Genomic DNA, 17,865 nt, shown 5'->3' with positions numbered 1-17,865 from the left:
GCGCCGGAGTCCGGTGCAGGCGTTCTGTCTTGTCAGGTGCTGTCAGGCCCGTTTTATTTGAGCTGCTCCAGCAGGAAGGTGTAGGTCAGCGCCCACATCAGCGCCTGCTGGTCGTTATTGGCTGCACCCGCATGGCCGCCTTCCGTGTTTTCCCAGTACAGCACGTCGTGGCCTTGCTCTTCCATCTTCGCCACCATCTTGCGCGCATGGCCAGGGTGGACCCGGTCGTCGCGCGTCGAGGTGGTCAACAGCACGCGCGGATATTTCTTGTCCTTGAAGACGTTTTGGTACGGCGAGTACTTGCTGATGTAGGCCCATTGTTCCGGTACGTCCGGGTCGCCGTACTCGCCCATCCACGAGGCACCCGCCAGCAGCTTGTTATAGCGGCGCATGTCGAGCAGCGGCACCTGGCTGACGACGGCGTTGAACAAATCGGGACGCTGCACCAGCACGGCGCCCGTCAGCAGGCCGCCATTGCTGCCGCCCATGATGCCCAGGTGGCGCGGGCTGGTGACCTTGCGCTTGATCAGGTCTTGCGCCACGGAGATGAAATCGTCATACGCGCGCTGGCGGTTTTCCTTCAGCGCCGCCTGGTGCCAGCGGGGGCCGAACTCGCCGCCGCCGCGGATATTGGCCAGTACATACACGCCGCCCTTTTCCAGCCACGCCACGCCCGTGGTGCCGCTGTAGCTTGGTTTCAGCGACACTTCGAAGCCGCCATAGCCATACAGCACGGTGGGGTTGCTGCCGTCGAACTTCGTCTTCTTGCCCATGATGGCGAAATACGGCACCTTCGTGCCATCCTTCGACGTCGATTCGAACTGCTCCACCTTGTACGGCGCCGCGTCGTAGTAGGCGGGCAGGGACTTGATCTTTGTGCGCTTGTCGCTTTGCGCCGTGGCCAGGTACAGGGTGGTCGGGTTGAGGAAGTCCGTCACTGTCAGGAAGTATTGGTCCGAGTCGACGGGATCGAGCGCGCTGACGGCCAGGGTGCCCAGTTTTGGCGCATCGACTGCGCGGCGCTGCCACTTGCCATTCACGTGGCGCAATTCCGTCAGGCGGTTCTTGACCTTGTCCAGGGTCGTCACGAGGATGGCCGATTTCGTCGGCGTGACATTGTCCAGCGAAGACGTGGCCGTGGGCGCGTACAGTACTTCCAGCTCTTGCTTGCCCTGCATGAAGGCCTTGAAATCCGTGGCCAGCAGCGAGCCTTGCACATAGGTCTTGCCGTTCACTTTCCAGTCCGAGCGCAGGGTGATGATCAATTGATCGCGCACGGTAAACATGGTGGCGTCGTCCGGTTTCGGCACTTTGGTCAGGCTCGTGCCGTCGCGCAAAAAGGTTTCGCCGCTGTAGAAATCGATTTGCCGCTCGATGAACTGGTGTTCGTAGCCGGGCGTGAAGTCCTTGTAGGCGCCGGCGCTCAGATCGTCGGCCTTGGCTTCGTACAGCGTGTGCGCCTGCGCCAGCGGCGTGCCGCGCCGCCACTCTTTGACGATGCGCGGGTAGCCGGAGCTGGTCATCGTGCCGGGACCGAAATCGGTGGAGACTAACAGGGTATCCTGGTCGATCCAGCTGGCGCTGCCCTTCGCTTCCGGCAGGCTGAACCAGTCGTCGCTGCCCTTCGCTTCCGGCAGGATGAAGCCGCCGTCGACAAAGGCGCGTTTCGCCACGTCGTATTCGCGCACCACCTTGGCGTCGCCGCCGCCGCGCGACAGGGAAATGAGGCAGCGTTCGCCCTTCGGATACAGGCAGGAAGCGCCGCCCCAGACCCAGTTTTCATTTTCGCCGGCGGCCAGCTGGTCGAGGTCGATCACGGTTTCCCAGGTCGGTTCGGCCTGCTGGTATTGCGCCAGGGTGGTGCGGCGCCAAATGCCGCGCACATGCTGGGCGTCGCGCCAGAAGTTGTAGTAAAACTCGCCTTCCTTGCTGACGTAAGGAATGCGTTCCTTCGAATTGAGGATGGTTTTCAGGCGCGCCTGCAGGGCGGGGAAGCCGGGCCGGGCTTCCAATTCTTTGGTGGTGACGGCATTGTGCTGCTTGACCCAGGCCAGCGGCTTGTCGCCATGGACTTCTTCCAGCCACAAATGGGGATCGGCCGGAACAGTGGAAGCGGCGGGCGTGGGTGCTTGCGCATGGGCGATGCCCGCTGCGGCCAGGCCGAGCAGCATGCTGCTGGCGAAGATGCGATATGACGACATATAGGGTTCCTGGTTGGTCCGATGGAGGCCGCGTTGCAGGCAAAACGGCGCAGCCATGGTGCCATGGATTGCTGTGGGGAACCAGTGTGACGTAGATATTAGTGTAGCTTTGGCATGCATTTCATATAATATTCGCTGCTGGATCGTCAGGCCGTATATTCTGCGGCCCCGTAATCTATCCCAAAGTCGAGGATGGAGTCGGCCGCCGATCGGCCTGGCACGCATGCCGCGCGTGTTTGTGAGCCTGCTATGCTTCGGTTTATCCGACGAAGGCATTGAGGAGGCGATTTACGACAGCCAGGCCATTCGCGCCGTCGTCGGCATCGACGCGGGCCGCGAGTCGGCGCTGGACGCGATTACCTTGCCCAAGTTTCGCCGCCTCCTCGAGTCGAAGGAGCTGACGCACCGGAATCTCGACACAATCAACGGCCACTTAGACGAAAAGGGGCCTGACGATGCGCGAGCGGACCATCGTCGACGCGACGCTGATCGTCGCGCCACCATCGACAAAAAACAAAGTCAGCTAGCGCCATCTGGAGATGCACCAATCGAAGAGTGGCAATCACTGGCATGTCGGGATGGACGCCTACATCGGCATCGATGCAGCGTCGGGCCTCGTGCACACAGTCGTCGGCGCCGCCGGCTCTCAAGTCGTCGAAAAGCGCCCCTACATTCCAGGCAAATCCGTGACCTTGCAGGTGCTCATGAAGAAAAATGCTACCGCCACTGGTGTGCGCTGTCCGGTATCGTCACGGAGAAGCAGCTACCAACTCCCGGAGTGCTGACCAGCACTATCGTCCCTCGCATGGCGGTACTGACCAGGTTGTATGTAGTATGCAAGCCAAGGCCGCTGCCCCCCTGACCTAGTTGCGTAGTGAAGAACGGATCGAATACACGGCTTTGGTCCGCTGCCGATATGCCAACGCCATCGTCGCTGACTGTCAATTCGATGCAGCGTGCATCCGTCATGCGGGCAGCGACCGTGACATTGCCCGGGGCACGACCAACGAACGCGTGACGTGCAGCATTTCCCAACAATTCGGCAAGCACATCGGCAAAAGCGCCGAGATAGCCGGTCATCGAAAGGTCTTCGTTGACGGTGTTGACGAGACGCAGACCTGGCACGGCGGCGGCCACGGTCTCGACAGTATGACGCAGGTTGAAGTGGCTCGGCGTCATATCAGTCGGATCCACGGAAATCCGTTTGAAGCTGGCTACCAGCTGCGACGCCCGCTCCAGATTACGCGTCAGCAGGAAGGTACCGTCATGCATAGCCTCACAAAAGCTGCTGAGATCAGTACGCGTCAGGCCTGTCGCCATCTTGTCGCGAAAAGCCAATGCCTGATCTTGGATTGTGCTGGCCACCAGTATGCTGTTACCGATAGGCGTGCCAAGCTCGTGCGCCACGCCGGCCACCAGCGCACCCAAGGCCGCATTCTTGGCCGATTTCAACAGCTCTGATTGCATCGCTGTCAGCGTGGCAAGTGCCAGATTGAGTTTTTCATTTGACCGCTGCAGTTGCTCGGCATCGCTGTGTTGGCGGGCAATGGCGGCGGTCAGCTCGATATTACTTCGCTTGAGCTGCTCTTGCTGCTCTATAAGCTGTTGCTGCTGCTCCATTAATTCTAAATCGCGCTCGATACTCTTTTTTATTTCCCACATCAGCTCGACGTACTTTTCATGGTAGGTACGAGTTTTGTTATCGAGGACGCAAATAGTGCCGAACACGTTCTGGTTCGGCGCAAGCAAAGGTACGCCTAGATACGAAATCATGTCCAACGCGACGTCGGGATTGTCCTTCCATTGAGTATCGTCTAACGCATTGGGCACGTGCAACAAGGCGCGAGTTTCCATCACCGTCTCACAATAGAGGCCCGTGTTGAGCACGGCCATCTCGTTGGCGTGGTATGGATTGCCTGCCCTTTGGGCGGCCACCAGCACTTCAATCTGCCCCGGCTGCACGCGCATGATCAGACCAGCTGGTACCTCAAATACTTCGGCCATGACATCGACGGTATGCTGCCAGTTGTCCAGCACGTACTCGGGAATCGTGGATGCCTGATCAAGCATGGGATAGTCCTTTCGTATTGGAGCAACGGCTCGCTAAGTAAGGTAGAGAATTGACGTTCCCTACCAGACAAGTCTAAAGCTGACGGTACAACATAACCATTCCCGCTGCAAGCCATCGCACCTCACGGATAGACGGTCCGCTTACAAACGCCATGATACTCCGCCAAGAAAAAGCGCACGCCGCGCGACCGCTTCCTCGCCGAGATCGACAGCGTGACGCTGTGGGGCAAGCTCCACAAACTCGTCGAGCCGTTCTATCCGAAGGTTGAGGGCGCGGGTCGTCCGCCAATCGGCTTGGCACGCATGCTGCGCAGGTATGTGGCGCAACAATGCTTCGGTTTGTCGGACGAAGGCATCGGGGACCATCGTCGACGCGACGCTGATCGCCGCGCTCGGCGACGCCGGTTGCCAGGGCGTGCAAAAGCGGCCTGAGAACGCAGGCAAATCCGTGACCTGGCACGTGGCCATGAAACGTTCCAAACGCAAGGCGCTGCCCAACAATAAACTGGGGCGTTTGACGGAAAAGCTCGAGCATCCGTTTCATGTCGTCAAGAATCTGTTCCGTCATCGCAAGACGCGCCATCGCGGCCTGGCGAAGAACACCGCACAACTGTCCACGCTGTTCGCCTTTGCCAATCGGGTGCTGGCCGGCAGGCGCTTTACCGTCACCGAAACCCGAAGAGCGTCTTGATCGCCGAAAGGCGCCCGATCAAGGCAGAGCCAGGATATCCGCGGTGACATGCCATCACAGGCGGCGATGCAGACAAATTCATTGCAGCTGCGTCACCCACACGGGCGCCGACCAGACGATATTGCCGTCATCCTGCGTCAGGCGCGCGTAATAGAAATGCGGGCCGGGCGCGGGCGTGACGGCGATCTCGGCCTGGTCCGATACTTGTGTGACGGAGCCGTTGCTTCCCGGCACACCGTGGAAAATGACGATGGCCGCCGCTTGCCGCCCCGCGCTATTGCTGAAATGGATGGCCAGGTGCAGCGGTCCCCGGTTCTCGAAGCGCTCGCCCATCAACTTGCCATTCGCCGTCAACAGCAGCTGCGCGTGCTTGTCCATGGTGGCAAACACGCGGCGCGCCCGCAGCGCTTCGAAGAAGCTGTCGCGTGAAACGGGCATGCCGGCGGCCGGGCTGGCCACCAGCACGGCCGTGCGGTTGCCATAGGCCGCGCCCCAGTTGGCGCAGTGGTTGTCCTGGTTGCTGCTGAAAGCCACGTGGTAGCCGGCCGCCAGGGCCCGGTTGCAAGCCGTCTCGTAGTTGCTGCGCCGCGTCTCCGTTTCCTGGTCGTTGGTGGAAAAGGCGGACGTGTTCATCACTTCGCACAGCACCATGGCCGCGTCGCCATCCTGTGTGTAGCCCAGCGGCTGGCCGTTGACGAGAAACTGGCCCGTTTGCGCCGGGTGGTTGAACTGGCCGATCCAGCCCCGTTCGCGCATCAGCGCGTACAGGCCCGCGTAATCGCCCTTCGGCGTTTCCACGTCGGCCAGCAGCTGGTCCAGGGCATTCCTTTCCCAGCCCAGCAACAGCTCGCTATTGAGGATATTCACATGGCCGCCCTTGTTGATGACGCCCCATTCCATGCCGTACAGGGCCAGAAAGCCCGGGTGAGCGGCCGAATACGCCGCCGCTTCGGCCAGCCCTGTCTGGTACAGGGCTGTCGCCTCGGCAGGGGTGGCAGCGCTATTCGTGCCGTCGGAACCGTCATACATATGGTTATGCTCGGATGTCAGCAGGGCGTCTAGCCCCTGTTGCTGCGCATACTTGTAGGCATCAATGGGGCCGAAAGGCGCCGTTTGCGGCTCCTGCGCGCCATGGCAAGCGTCGAGCGCCGCACCGCCATCGCTGTGGCGCGTCTGGCTGTGCAGGTTGGCGTAGACGATGCGGTAGCCGGGCTGGCCGTCCACGCTGGCCAGTTGTTGCAGGCCGGCCTGGAAGGCGGGCAGCGTGGGCGCCGTGCTTGCACCCCGCTGCACCTGGATGTGCCATTGCTGCTCCACCTGCGCTTCCTGCGGCGTGTCCGCGTCCGCCACGGCCAGCAGGCGCAACTGGTATAAACCGTCCGGCGCCAGCACGCGCCGTTCGCGCGCATCGGCGTCGGCGCGGCCATCCCAGGGCAAGGCGATGCTCTTGCCTTTGGTTCCCACCTGTTCTGCGCCCGACCAGCGCCGCAGCACGGCGCCTTGCGGCCCCGGGCCGGACAAGGTCAGGGTCCAGCGCACCGCATGGGTGCGCCCCGCGTCGGGGTAGGCGAGGCGCACGATAAATGTACGTGCCTGCGTTGTCTGCGCGCCGCGCGCGGCGTGAAAGGGCGCGACGACGGCGGCATCGAGTTCGCTGTGTTCCTTCGCCTCTTGCGCGGCGGCACTGTTACTCCATGTCATCAGTAACAGCCCGGCGCACGCGCATGCCAGCCAGGGTGGCCAGGGTGATCGCAAATGGCGGTGCAGTGTCTTGGCCATCGTGGCCTCCCGCGACTGCTTCAGATGATGGTTTAGACAAGAGATGCCACGTACTGGTTCCCGCATGCACCAGCAAGTGGCGCCCTTGCACCGTCAGGTGCCATGACTTGGCGCAAAACCGGTGCGCATGGCGCTGCATGCCCGGCAGGCAAGCTGGCACGGCGCTTGCTACACAAGAGATACGGATCAACGGCGATCCCCTGAATAAACGCACAACGGTCCAACGACGGACCACATGGACAACGGCGTCCGCTCTGGCTGATTTTTTTCATCGGCGGGGGCGGGCGCCGTTTTTGTTTGCATTTTTGTTATTTTCGGGATACTTCGGGAACCTATCATGGCCAGCCAAAAAGCAACGAGCATCGCGCTCTTCTCCCTCGCCACGCCACCCATGCGCGCATTCCACCTGACGTGGATGGCATTTTTCGTGTGTTTCTTCGCCTGGTTCGCCTGCGCACCGCTGATGCCTGTCATCAAGGGCGAGTTTGGTCTTTCCTTGGCGCAAGTGGCGAACATCAATATCGCGGCCGTCGCCATCACCATCCTCGTGCGCCTGATCGTGGGGCCATTGTGCGACCGCTACGGCCCGCGCAAGACCTACACGGGCTTGCTGCTGCTGGGCGCCATTCCCGTGCTGGGCGTGGCCGCCTCGCAAAGCTATGAAAGCTTTCTGTTCTTCCGCCTGGGTATCGGCGCCGTCGGCGCCAGCTTTGTCATCACGCAATATCACACCTCCGTGATGTTCGCGCCTCGCGTAGTGGGGACGGCGAATGCGGCCGCCGCCGGCTGGGGCAATGCGGGCGGTGGCGCGGCGCAGGCGCTGATGCCGCTGCTGCTGGGTGCCGTGCTGATGCTGGGCGTGTCCGAATCGCTGGGTTGGCGCGTGGCCCTGCTGGTGCCGGGCGTGCTGATGCTGGTGATGGCCGTGCTGTACTGGCGCTATACGCAGGATTGCCCTGAAGGCAATTACTCGGACTTGCGTGCCGCTGGCAGCGCCATCGAAGGCGGCAAAGGTGGCGGCAAAAGCGGCGGCTGGGACAGCTTCAAGGCGGCAAGTTCCAACTATCGCGTCTGGCTGCTGTTCGTCACCTACGGCGCCTGCTTCGGCATCGAAATTTTCATTCATAACATCGCCGCCGTGTACTACGTCGACCATTTCGGCCTGTCCTTGAAATCTGCCGGCCTGGCCGCTGGCAGCTTCGGCTTGCTGGCCCTGTTTGCCCGCGCTCTCGGTGGCTGGATGTCCGACAAACTGGCCCTGCGCGGCAACCTGAACAGCCGCGTGACCCTGCTGTTCATGCTGATGATAGGCGAAGGCGTGGGCCTGCTGTGGTTTGCGAAAGTCGACAGCGTCACGTACGCCGTCATCGCCATGCTGGTCTTCGGCCTGTTCACCCACATGGCGTGCGGCGCGACCTACGCGCTGGTGCCCTTCATCGACAGCCGTGCGCTGGGCGGCGTGGCCGGCATCATCGGCGCCGGCGGCAATGTGGGCGCCGTGGCGGCCGGTTTCCTGATGAAGGGTACGGGCGACATCCGCCAGACCCTGATCATCCTCAGCGCGCTGGTGGTGATCTCGGCCCTGTGCGCCATCGCCGCCCGATTTACGGGGCTGGCGGCGGAACCGACCATGGCTGCGGCCTGAGGAGACAAGCATGAACCACCCTTTGAACATCGTCGTCCTTGGCCATGGCATGGTCGGGCATAAATTCCTTGAACGGCTGGCGCTGGAAAACAACACACGCCTGTGCGTGACGGTATTGTGCGAAGAACCGCGTCCCGCCTATGACAGGGTGCACCTGTCCGAATTTTTCAACGGCAAATCGGCCGAGGACCTCTCCTTGGTGGCGCCCGGCTTCTTCGACAAGGACAACCTTGTGTTGAAGCTCAATACGCGCGCCGTGTCCATCGACCGCGTGGCGAAAACCGTCACCGTCAGCACGGGCGAAGTGCTGGCCTACGACAAGCTGGTGTTCGCCACCGGCTCCACGCCGTTCGTGCCACCGCTGCCGGGCAAGGAGCGCGATGGCTGCTTCGTCTACCGCACCATCGAAGACCTGGAAGCCATGCTGGCCTGGGGCGCCAAGTCCACCACGGGCGTGGTCATCGGCGGCGGACTATTGGGCCTCGAATGCGCGAAGGCCTTGCGCGATCTCAAGCTCGACACCCACGTGGTGGAATTCGCGCCGCGCCTGATGGCCGTGCAAGTGGACGAGGGTGGCGCGCGCGTCTTGCGCCGCAAGATCGAGGAACTGGGCGTGACCGTGCACACGCAAAAGAACACCCTGGCCATCGTCGACGGTGTAGCGGCCACGCACCGCATGCAGTTCGCCGATGGCAGCCACCTGGAAGCGGACATGATCGTCTTTTCGGCCGGCATCCGCCCGCGTGACGAACTGGCGCGCGCCTGCGGCCTGGACGTGGGGCCGCGCGGCGGCATCGCCATCGACGACCGCTGCGTCACCTCCGACCCCGACATTTACGCCATCGGCGAATGCGCGCTGTGGGGCGGCTTGATCTTCGGCCTGGTGGCGCCCGGCTATGACATGGCGCGCATCGCCGCGCGCCACCTGCTGCAGAAGGAGGAAGGAGAAGCGGGCGAAGCCTCCTTCAAGGGCGCCGACATGAGCACCAAGCTCAAGTTGATGGGCGTGGACGTGGCCAGCCTGGGCGACCCGCACGGCAATGCACCGGGCAGCCGCTCCTACCAGTTCACGGACGAACGCAAGCAGATATACAAGAAAATCGTCGTTTCCGACTGCGGCAAATACCTGCTGGGCGGCGTGATGGTGGGCGACGCCAGCGAATACGGCACCTTGCTGCAGATGATGCTGAATAAAATCGAGCTGCCGGAATTCCCCGAATTCCTGATCCTGCCGCAGGCCGACGGCCAGCAAAAGGTGGGACTGGGCGTGGATGCCTTGCCCGAGTCGGCGCAAATCTGCTCGTGCAACGACGTCTCGAAAGGCGCGCTGTGCGCGGCCGTCGCCGAGGGCGCCACCACCATAGTCGCGCTGAAAAGCTGCACGAAAGCCGGCACCGCCTGCGGCGGCTGCGTGCCGCTGGTGACGCAGATCATGAAGGCGGAAATGCAGAAGCAGGGCATGATGGTAAACAACCACGTGTGCGAACACTTTGCGTACTCGCGCCAGGAATTGCACCACCTGGTACGCGTGGGCAAAATCCGCAGCTTCGGCGCGCTGCTGTCCGCGCATGGCCAGGGTCTCGGTTGCGAGGTGTGCAAGCCCGTGGCGGCGAATATCCTCGCCTCGTGCTGGAACGATTTCGTCCTGTCTCCCATACACGCCAGCCTGCAGGACAGTAACGATTATTTTCTCGGTAATATCCAGAAAGATGGCACTTACTCCGTCGTGCCGCGCATGCCGGGCGGCGAAGTGACGGCCGACGGCTTGATCGCCGTCGGCATGGTGGCGAAAAAATACGGTCTCTACACGAAAATCACCGGTGGCCAGCGTGTCGACCTGTTCGGCGCGCGCGTCGATCAATTGCCGGCCATCTGGGAAGAACTGATCGCGGCCGGCTTCGAGTCGGGCCACGCCTACGGCAAATCCTTGCGCACGGTCAAATCGTGCGTCGGCTCCACCTGGTGCCGCTACGGCGTGGCCGACAGCGTGGGCTTTGCGATTCAGCTGGAAAACCGCTACAAGGGCTTGCGCACGCCGCACAAGATCAAGTTCGGCGTCTCCGGCTGCACGCGCGAATGCGCCGAGGCGCAGGGCAAGGACATCGGCCTGATCGCCACCGAAAAAGGCTGGAACCTGTACGTGTGCGGCAATGGCGGCATGAAGCCGCGCCACGCGGAATTGCTGGCGGCCGACCTCGATGAAGCGACCCTGGTGCGCTATGTCGACCGCTTCCTGATGTTTTACGTGCGCACGGCTGACCGCCTGCAGCGCACCAGCGTGTGGCGCGACAACCTGGAAGGGGGCCTCGATTACCTGAAAGCCGTCGTCGTGGCCGATCGCCTGGGCATCGCCCAGGAACTGGAAGCGGACATGCAGCACGTGGTCGATACCTATGCCTGCGAGTGGAAGGAAGCCATCTCCAACCCCGCCGTGCGCCAGCGCTTCCGCCATTTCGTCAACAGCGAGAAGAATGATGAAAACGTGGTGTTCGTGGAAGAGCGGGGCCAGATCCGGCCCGCCACCGAGATGGAACGCCGCGGCACCGTGATCCCCATCCTTGCCGTGGAGGCTTGAGCCATGAATGCGATGAATGAACTGACTGGCGCCAGCGCCGACAACTGGGTGGCCATCTGCCCCTTGACGGACATCGTGCCCGACACGGGCGTGTGCGCGCTGCTGGGTGGCCGGCACGTAGCCGTGTTCCGTGTCGGCGATGCCGCGCCGCGCGTGTACGCCATCGACAATATCGACCCGAACGCGGGTGCTTCCGTGCTGTCGCGCGGCCTGGTGGGCAGCATCGGCGAGCGTGTCGTTGTCGCCTCGCCCATCTACAAGCAGCACTTCGACCTGGCCAGCGGCGAGTGCCTGGAAGCGCCCGAGCATTCGGTTGCCGCCTGGCCGGCGCGCGTGTTTGCGGACATGGTGTGGGTGGCCCTGTGAACCCGCCAGCCAAGGCACGCCCCTCGCTGGTGGTGGTCGGCAACGGCATGGCCGGCATGCGCACGGTCGAGGAACTATTGAAACTCGCGCCGGACCTGTACCACACCACCGTGTTCGGCGCCGAGCCGCATGGCAATTACAACCGCATCCTGCTGTCTCCCCTGCTGGCCGGCGAAAAATCGCTGGACGACATCATGCTGCACACGCGCGACTGGTATGCGCACAACGGCATCACCCTGCATGCGGGCGACCCTGTGGTGCGCATCGACCGCCAGGCGCGCACCGTGCAATCGCTGTCCGGCATCACGGTTGCCTACGACCGCCTGCTGCTGGCCACCGGTTCGACGCCCTTTATCGTGCCCGTGCCGGGCCACGCGCTGCCCGGCGTGATCGGTTTTCGCGATATCAGCGACGTCGACACCATGCTGCAGGCGGCGCGCATGCACCACCATGCGGTGGTCATCGGCGGCGGCTTGCTGGGACTGGAAGCGGCCAACGGCTTGCAGCGCCAGGGCATGGACGTCACGGTCGTGCACATGAGCGGCGCCCTGATGAACCAGCAGCTTGACGCACCCGCATCGATGCTGCTGAAAACGGCGCTGGAAGCGCGCGGCCTGCGGTTTTTGATGCAGGCGCAAACGGCGGAAATCCTCGGCACCGACCGCGTGCAGGGAGTGCGCTTTGCCGATGGCGCGTCGATTCCCGCCGACCTGGTCGTGATGACGGCCGGCGTGCGCCCGAATATCGCGCTGGCGCAAGCGGCCGGCCTGCACTGCGAACGGGCCATCGTCGTCGACGACTGCCTGCAAAGCTACGATCCGCGCGTGTACGCCGTGGGCGAATGCGTGCAGCACCGGCGCGCCACCTTCGGCCTGGTCGCGCCCATCTGGGAACAGGCGCGCGTGTGCGGCGCGCACCTGGCCGGCGCCGGGCACCGGCGCTACGTGCAGCAGGCCAGCGCCACCAAATTGAAAGTGACGGGCATCGACCTGTATTCGGCCGGCGACATCATCGGCGGCGAGGGCAGCGAAGACCTGGTGCTGCGCGATCCGCGGCGCGGCGTCTACAAGCGCCTGGTGGTGCAGGGCAGCCGTCTGGCCGGCGCCGTGCTGTACGGCGACGTGCAGGACGGCCCCTGGTACTTCGACCTGATCCAGCAGCGCCGCGACATCAGCAAGCTGCGCGCCCATTTATTGTTTGGCCAGGCGCTGTGCGCCCAGGCCGCCTGACAGCGACCAACAGGATACTTTCATGACTAGCTGCACGCCCGTGAAAACCACTTGCCCGTATTGCGGCGTCGGCTGCGGCGTGGCAGCGACACGCCTGCCCGACGGCGCCATCCGCATCGCCGGCGATGCCAGCCACCCGGCCAACCTGGGCCGCCTGTGCGTGAAAGGCTCGGCCCTGGGCGATACCCTGGAGCTCGAGAATCGTTTGCTGCAGCCGCAGGTGCGCGTCGATGGCATCTTGCAGCGGACTTCATGGGACATTGCGCTGGACCAGGTGGCGGGCGGCTTGCGCGCCATCATCGACGAGCACGGCCCTGACGCTGTGGCCCTGTATGTGTCGGGCCAGCTGCTGACGGAAGATTATTATGTGGCCAACAAATTCATGAAGGGCTATGTGGGCAGTGCGAACATCGACACCAATTCGCGCCTGTGCATGTCGTCGGCCGTGGCGGGCCACAAGCGCGCGTTTGGCGAGGATATTGTGCCGGGCTGCTATGAAGACCTGGAACTGGCCGACATGGTGGTGCTGGTGGGCTCGAACACGGCCTGGTGCCACCCCATCCTGTTCCAGCGCATCGCCCGCATCCGCGAAACCCGGCCGGAGATGAAACTGGTGGTGATCGACCCGCGCCGCACGGCCACCTGCGAGCTGGCCGACCTGCATTTGCCCGTGAAACCGGGTACCGATGTGTGGCTGTTCAACGGCTTGCTGTGCCATCTGGCGCGCGAAGGCGTGATCAATGAGGCTTTCGTGACGCAGCACAGCTCGGGACTCGACGCAGCGCTGGCGGCCGCCCACGTGGATTGCAGCGACCCCTTGCAGGTGGCGCGCATCTGCAAGGTCGACCCGCAAGCCTTGCTGGCGTTTTACCAGGCGTTTGCCGCCACGCGCAAGGTCGTCACGGCCTTTTCGCAGGGCGTAAACCAGTCGTCCTCCGGCACGGACAAGGTCAACAGCATCATTAACTGCCATCTGGCGACAGGGCGCATCGGCCAGCCCGGCATGGGGCCGTTTTCCCTTACGGGCCAGCCGAACGCCATGGGCGGGCGTGAGGTAGGGGGCCTGGCCAACATGCTGGCGGCGCACCTGGAGCTGGATAATGCGCTGCACCGCGAGACCGTGCAAACCTTCTGGGACTCTCCCCGCATCGCCGGTAAACCTGGCCTGAAGGCGGTGGACCTGTTTCACGCCATCGAAGCGGGCAAGGTCAAGGCCGTGTGGATCATCGCCACCAATCCCCTGGTCAGCATGCCGGACGCCGACCAGGTGCGCCGCGCGCTGGCCAAATGCGAGCTGGTGGTGGTGTCGGACATCAGCGCCGCGTCGGACACGAACGTGCATGCCGACGTGCTGCTGCCTGCCCTGGGCTGGGGTGAAAAGGATGGCACGGTGACCAATTCCGAGCGCCGCATCTCGCGCCAGCGGGCGTTTTTGCCGGCGCCCGGCGAAGCGCGCGCCGACTGGGACGTGCTGTGCGATGTGGCGCGGCGCATGGGCTATGCGGGCTTCGATTTCACGTCGCCGCAAGCCATCTTCGACGAACACGCGCGCCTGTCCACCTTCCGCAACGGGGCGGAAACGGCGCGCCTGTTCAATCTGGCGGGCCTGGACAACCTTGATGCGGCGCAATACGAGGCCCTGGCGCCGCAGCAATGGCCGCAGGGCCAGGCGCGCCTGTTCGGCGACGGCCGCTTCGCGCATGCGGATGGCCGCGCGCGCTTCATTCCCACGCCACCGCGCGCGCCGCAGAACATGCCCGGCGAAGACTATCCGCTCATCTTGAATACAGGCCGGGTGCGCGACCAATGGCATACGATGACGCGCACGGGCAAGGCGGCCAAGCTCTCGGGCCACATCGCCGAAGCCTTCATCGACATCCACCCGCAGGATGCGCTGCTGTACAGCGTGCGCGAAGGCGAGCTGGCGCGCATCAGCAGCGCCTGGGGCGCGATGGTGGCGCGGGTCGTGCATGGCGGCGGCATCGCGCGCGGCCAGGTCTTCGTGCCGATCCATTGGAGCGATGCGAATGCATCCGATGCGCGCGTGGGCGCCGTCGTCAATCCCGTCGTCGACCCTGTCTCGGGCGAGCCCGAATTCAAGCACACGCCCGTGCGCATCGAGCAGTTCCGCGTGCACTGGCATGCGTTTGTCCTGAGCCGCACGCCCTTGAACCTGGACGGCGTGGCGCACTGGACGCGCATCCAGGGCGAGCAGTTCCTGCGCTACGAACTGGCGGGCCGCCAGCGCATCGAAGACCTGGGTGCCTGGGCGCGCGCGCTGCTGGGCGTCACGGACGACAATGCCGACTGGCTCGATTATGCGGACGCCAGCGCCGGCGTGTACCGCGCCGTGCATCTGGTCGAGGGGCGCATCGGGCAATGCGTGTATGTCTCGCCGCGTCCCGACCTGCCGTCGCGCAGCTGGCTGGCGGGCCTGTTTGCGCACGCGCAGCTCGATGCGGCCGACCGCGCCGGCGTGTTGCTGGGCCAGCCCATCGGCAAGGGCATGGACGCCGGTCCCACCGTGTGTTCGTGCTTTGGCGTGGGGCGCAACACCATTTGCGCCGCCATCGCGGAGCAAAAACTGACGACGACGGCGCAGGTGACGGCCTGCGTCAAGGCGGGCGGCAATTGCGGCTCCTGCGTGCCGGAGATACGACAGTTGCTGCTTGAGGCGCGCAGCGCTGCCTGATCATCTGTCCTTTCCTGCGCGGCTTTGTTATATTGCCAGCTCTACAAGGGGAGAGGCAGTCTGATGACAGCAGGACAACACGACACGGTCTGGCTGACGGGCTTGAGCGGTGCAGGCAAATCCAGCATCGCCGATGCGCTGGCGCGCCGGCTCAAGGCGCAGGGCCGCGCCGTGGCGGTGCTCGACGGTGACCAGCTGCGCCATGGCTTGAACCGCGACCTGGGTTTTACGCCGCAAGATCGGCATGAAAACATCCGCCGCGCGGCCGAAGTGGCGCGCCTGATGAATGGGGCGGGCCTGACTGTCATCGCCGCCTTCATTTCGCCGTATCGCGCCGACCGTGCCATGGCCGCCGCCATTATCGGCACGGCGCATTTCATCGAAGTCCACGTCAGCACGCCGCTGGCCGTGTGCGAGGCGCGCGATCCGAAAGGTTTGTATGAACAGGCGCGCGCGGGGCAGATCGCCGAATTCACGGGCGTTTCCGCGCCGTATGAAGCGCCGCTGGCGGCCGCTCTGACCCTCGACACGGGGGCCTTGGCGCTGGAAGAAGCGGTCGAGCGTCTGTGCCGGCATTTGCAGCAGCGGCTGTGACGGCGTGGTGGCGATGCGTATGAGATTGCGCAAATGGCTGCGCGGGTGCCTGCCGGCCAGCCTGAAGGCGCGCATGAGCGTGGTCGTCTTCCTGCTCGTGCTGGGCGCGGTGGCTTCGCTGGCGCTGGCCACCCTGGCCGTGGCCGAGCGCGGCATGCGCGACGTGACGGGGCGCCAGCAGTACGTATCGCTGGCCAGCGCCGCCGTTTTCATCGATGAAGAAACCGACGCCAAGCGCAATGTGCTGCGCGCGATGGCGGACAGCCTGGCGGCCAGCGGCGCGCACGACGGCGCCAGCCTGCAGCGCTTCCTGGCCGCGCAAACTGTGCTGGGCAAGGAGTTCTTTTCGGCCGGCGTGGTCGGCGTCGACGGCGTTGTCCTGGCCAGCGTGAGTCCCTTCAAGCCGCAGGCGGGGTTGAACCTGAAGGGCCGCCTTTATTTTGAACAGACGCTGGCGAGCCGGCGCTCGGTGATTTCCGCGCCGCTCAACGGCAGCATTTCCGGCATGCCCATCGTGGTGGTGACGCAGCCGGTGTTCGATGCGCAGGGCGGCGTGCGTTATGTGCTGGCGGCCAGCGTCAACCTGCGCCAGCCCGACTTCCTGGGCCGTCTCGGTGCGCTCAAGCCGGGGCCGGGCGGCTACCTGTACATCATGACCAGCGAAGGCGTCATCGTCGAGCATCCCGACAAGTCGCGCATCATGCAGCATATCGAAGCCCATGGCCCCGTCAGCGTGCCTACGCGGCGCGCCATGCAGGGTTACGAGGGCTGGCTGACGGGCACCACCACGCAAGGCGTCGATGCGCTGTTTGCCTACCATCGCATCGCCTCGACGGGCTGGATACTGGTATCCGTCTATCCCATGCGCGACGCGTTCGCACCGTTGCACGCCATCCGCAGCAAGATATTGCTGGCCGCCGTGCTGCTGGCGGCGCTGGCGGGCCTGGCCGGTTGGCGCGTGGTGCTGCGCCTGTTGCAGCCGCTCGAGCGCTTGCGCCGCCAGGTGCACCAGATCCACCGCCAGCGCCTGGGCATCGAGGCGCTGCAAATCGAGCGGCGCGACGAGATCGGCGACGTGAGCCGCGATTTCTACTCGCTGGTGGCCGAGCGCGAAATCGCCGAGGCGCAGACGCGCGACAGCGAGCGGCGCCTGAAGCTGCTGACGGACCATGTGCCTGTGGTGATCGTCTACATCGACCGCGAGCACCGCTACCAGTTCATCAACGCCACGTTTGAAAAATGGTTCGGCCGGTCGCGGCAGGAAAGCCTGATGCAGTCGATCCGCGAGGTGCTGGGGGAGGAAGCGTATCAATTGCGTGAAGCCTACCTGCGGCGCGCTTTTGCGGGCGAAGAGGTCGAATATGAATTTACCATCGGCGGCGAGGGGGGCGCTGGCCGGCGCGTCTTCCAGACCAGCTACGTGCCCGATGTGGGCGAGAGCGGCGCGGTGGAAGGCGTGTATGGCCTGATCCACGAGATCACCAAGACCAAGGCGATGCACACGGCGCTGCAGTCTGCCGCCGCCACCGATACCCTGACGGGCATCGCCAACCGGCGCCGCTTCGACGAGCAGCTGGCGCAAAGCATGCAGCGCACGCGTGCCGCGCGCGCGCCGATGGCGCTGGCCTATCTTGATATCGACCGTTTCAAGGCCATCAACGATAGCCTGGGACACAAGGCGGGCGACGAGGTGCTGAAGGAATTCGCTTCGCGACTGGAGCGCAGCGTGCGCGCCAGCGACCTGGTGGCACGCCTGGCCGGCGATGAATTCGTCATCATTCTCGAAGGCGTGAACAGCGCGGCCGAAGTGCGGCACGTCGGCGCCAAGATCATCGACGCCATCCGCCAGCCCTTCGAGCTGGCCAGCGGCCCGCTGCCGGTGACGACCAGCATCGGCATCGCCATCTTTCGCGAAGGCGCGCTGACGCCGGCGCAGTTGCTGGATCTGGCTGACCAGGCCCTGTATGCCGCCAAGGGGCTGGGCCGCGATGGCGTGGCGCTGCTCGAGGCGGCGCCGTAGGTT

At 64.1% G+C, this 17,865-nt stretch carries 10 protein-coding genes and 2 pseudogenes; 9 read left to right on the top strand and 3 right to left on the bottom strand.

Going from position 1 to position 17,865, the window contains the following annotated elements; translation table 11 throughout:
* Window positions 1-53 precede the first annotated feature (53 nt).
* Window positions 54-2,201, bottom strand: a complete 2,148-nt coding sequence (locus ACQ4WS_RS12800) for a prolyl oligopeptidase family serine peptidase (protein ID WP_436476754.1) — start codon at window positions 2,199-2,201, stop codon at window positions 54-56.
* Between the two features lie 199 nt (window positions 2,202-2,400).
* Between ACQ4WS_RS12800 and ACQ4WS_RS12795 the strand changes: the two are divergent.
* Window positions 2,401-2,848: pseudogene (locus tag ACQ4WS_RS12795) on the top strand (transposase); the annotation flags it as partial.
* Window positions 2,849-2,918: 70 nt separating this feature from the next.
* On the opposite strand, the gene ACQ4WS_RS12790 reads toward ACQ4WS_RS12795, so the two are convergent.
* On the bottom strand, window positions 2,919-4,271 hold the full coding sequence (locus tag ACQ4WS_RS12790; RefSeq protein ID WP_436476752.1) for a GAF domain-containing sensor histidine kinase: 1,353 nt from the start codon (window positions 4,269-4,271) through the stop codon (window positions 2,919-2,921).
* Window positions 4,272-4,427: 156 nt separating this feature from the next.
* On the opposite strand from ACQ4WS_RS12790, the pseudogene ACQ4WS_RS12785 reads away from it, so the two are divergent.
* Window positions 4,428-4,962 (top strand): annotated as a pseudogene (locus tag ACQ4WS_RS12785) (transposase); the annotation flags it as partial.
* Between the two features lie 78 nt (window positions 4,963-5,040).
* Here the strand turns inward: ACQ4WS_RS12785 and ACQ4WS_RS12780 are convergent.
* On the bottom strand, window positions 5,041-6,663 hold the full coding sequence (locus ACQ4WS_RS12780; protein ID WP_436476749.1) for a CehA/McbA family metallohydrolase: 1,623 nt from the start codon (window positions 6,661-6,663) through the stop codon (window positions 5,041-5,043).
* A 415-nt stretch (window positions 6,664-7,078) separates the two neighbouring features.
* Here ACQ4WS_RS12780 and ACQ4WS_RS12775 point away from each other — a divergent pair, with 415 nt between their 5' ends.
* The 7 genes from ACQ4WS_RS12775 (at window position 7,079) to ACQ4WS_RS12745 (ending at window position 17,862) form a co-directional block, all read left to right on the top strand.
* The gene (locus ACQ4WS_RS12775) at window positions 7,079-8,386 is read left to right on the top strand and encodes an MFS transporter (RefSeq protein WP_436476747.1); all 1,308 of its coding nucleotides are present in this window, start codon (window positions 7,079-7,081) and stop codon (window positions 8,384-8,386) included.
* A gap of 10 nt (window positions 8,387-8,396) precedes the next feature.
* Complete coding sequence (gene nirB, locus ACQ4WS_RS12770; RefSeq protein ID WP_436476745.1) at window positions 8,397-10,961, top strand: nitrite reductase large subunit NirB; 2,565 nt, start codon at window positions 8,397-8,399, stop codon at window positions 10,959-10,961.
* A 12-nt stretch (window positions 10,962-10,973) separates the two neighbouring features.
* A complete protein-coding gene (nirD, locus tag ACQ4WS_RS12765) occupies window positions 10,974-11,327 on the top strand; it encodes a nitrite reductase small subunit NirD (RefSeq protein ID WP_436476843.1) in 354 nt (117 codons plus the stop codon).
* Window positions 11,324-12,556: an NAD(P)/FAD-dependent oxidoreductase gene (locus ACQ4WS_RS12760; protein WP_436476743.1), complete on the top strand. Its 1,233-nt coding sequence runs from the start codon at window positions 11,324-11,326 to the stop codon at window positions 12,554-12,556. The genes nirD and ACQ4WS_RS12760 overlap by 4 nt, the downstream gene beginning before the upstream one ends.
* Window positions 12,557-12,578: 22 nt before the next feature.
* Window positions 12,579-15,248: a molybdopterin-dependent oxidoreductase gene (locus ACQ4WS_RS12755; RefSeq protein ID WP_436476741.1), complete on the top strand. Its 2,670-nt coding sequence runs from the start codon at window positions 12,579-12,581 to the stop codon at window positions 15,246-15,248.
* A gap of 63 nt (window positions 15,249-15,311) precedes the next feature.
* Window positions 15,312-15,842, top strand: a complete 531-nt coding sequence (cysC, locus tag ACQ4WS_RS12750; protein ID WP_436476739.1) for an adenylyl-sulfate kinase — start codon at window positions 15,312-15,314, stop codon at window positions 15,840-15,842.
* A gap of 19 nt (window positions 15,843-15,861) precedes the next feature.
* Window positions 15,862-17,862, top strand: coding sequence for a diguanylate cyclase domain-containing protein (locus ACQ4WS_RS12745; RefSeq protein ID WP_436476737.1), 2,001 nt, complete (start codon window positions 15,862-15,864; stop codon window positions 17,860-17,862).
* The last annotated feature ends 3 nt before the right edge of the window (window positions 17,863-17,865 follow it).

The organism is Janthinobacterium leeuwenhoeki, from assembly GCF_051380795.1.
In the GTDB taxonomy this organism is placed as follows: Bacteria; Pseudomonadota; Gammaproteobacteria; order Burkholderiales; family Burkholderiaceae_D; genus Janthinobacterium.
Note: the sequence above shows the minus strand (reverse complement) of the source record. Positions and strands in the feature narration are given on the sequence as shown.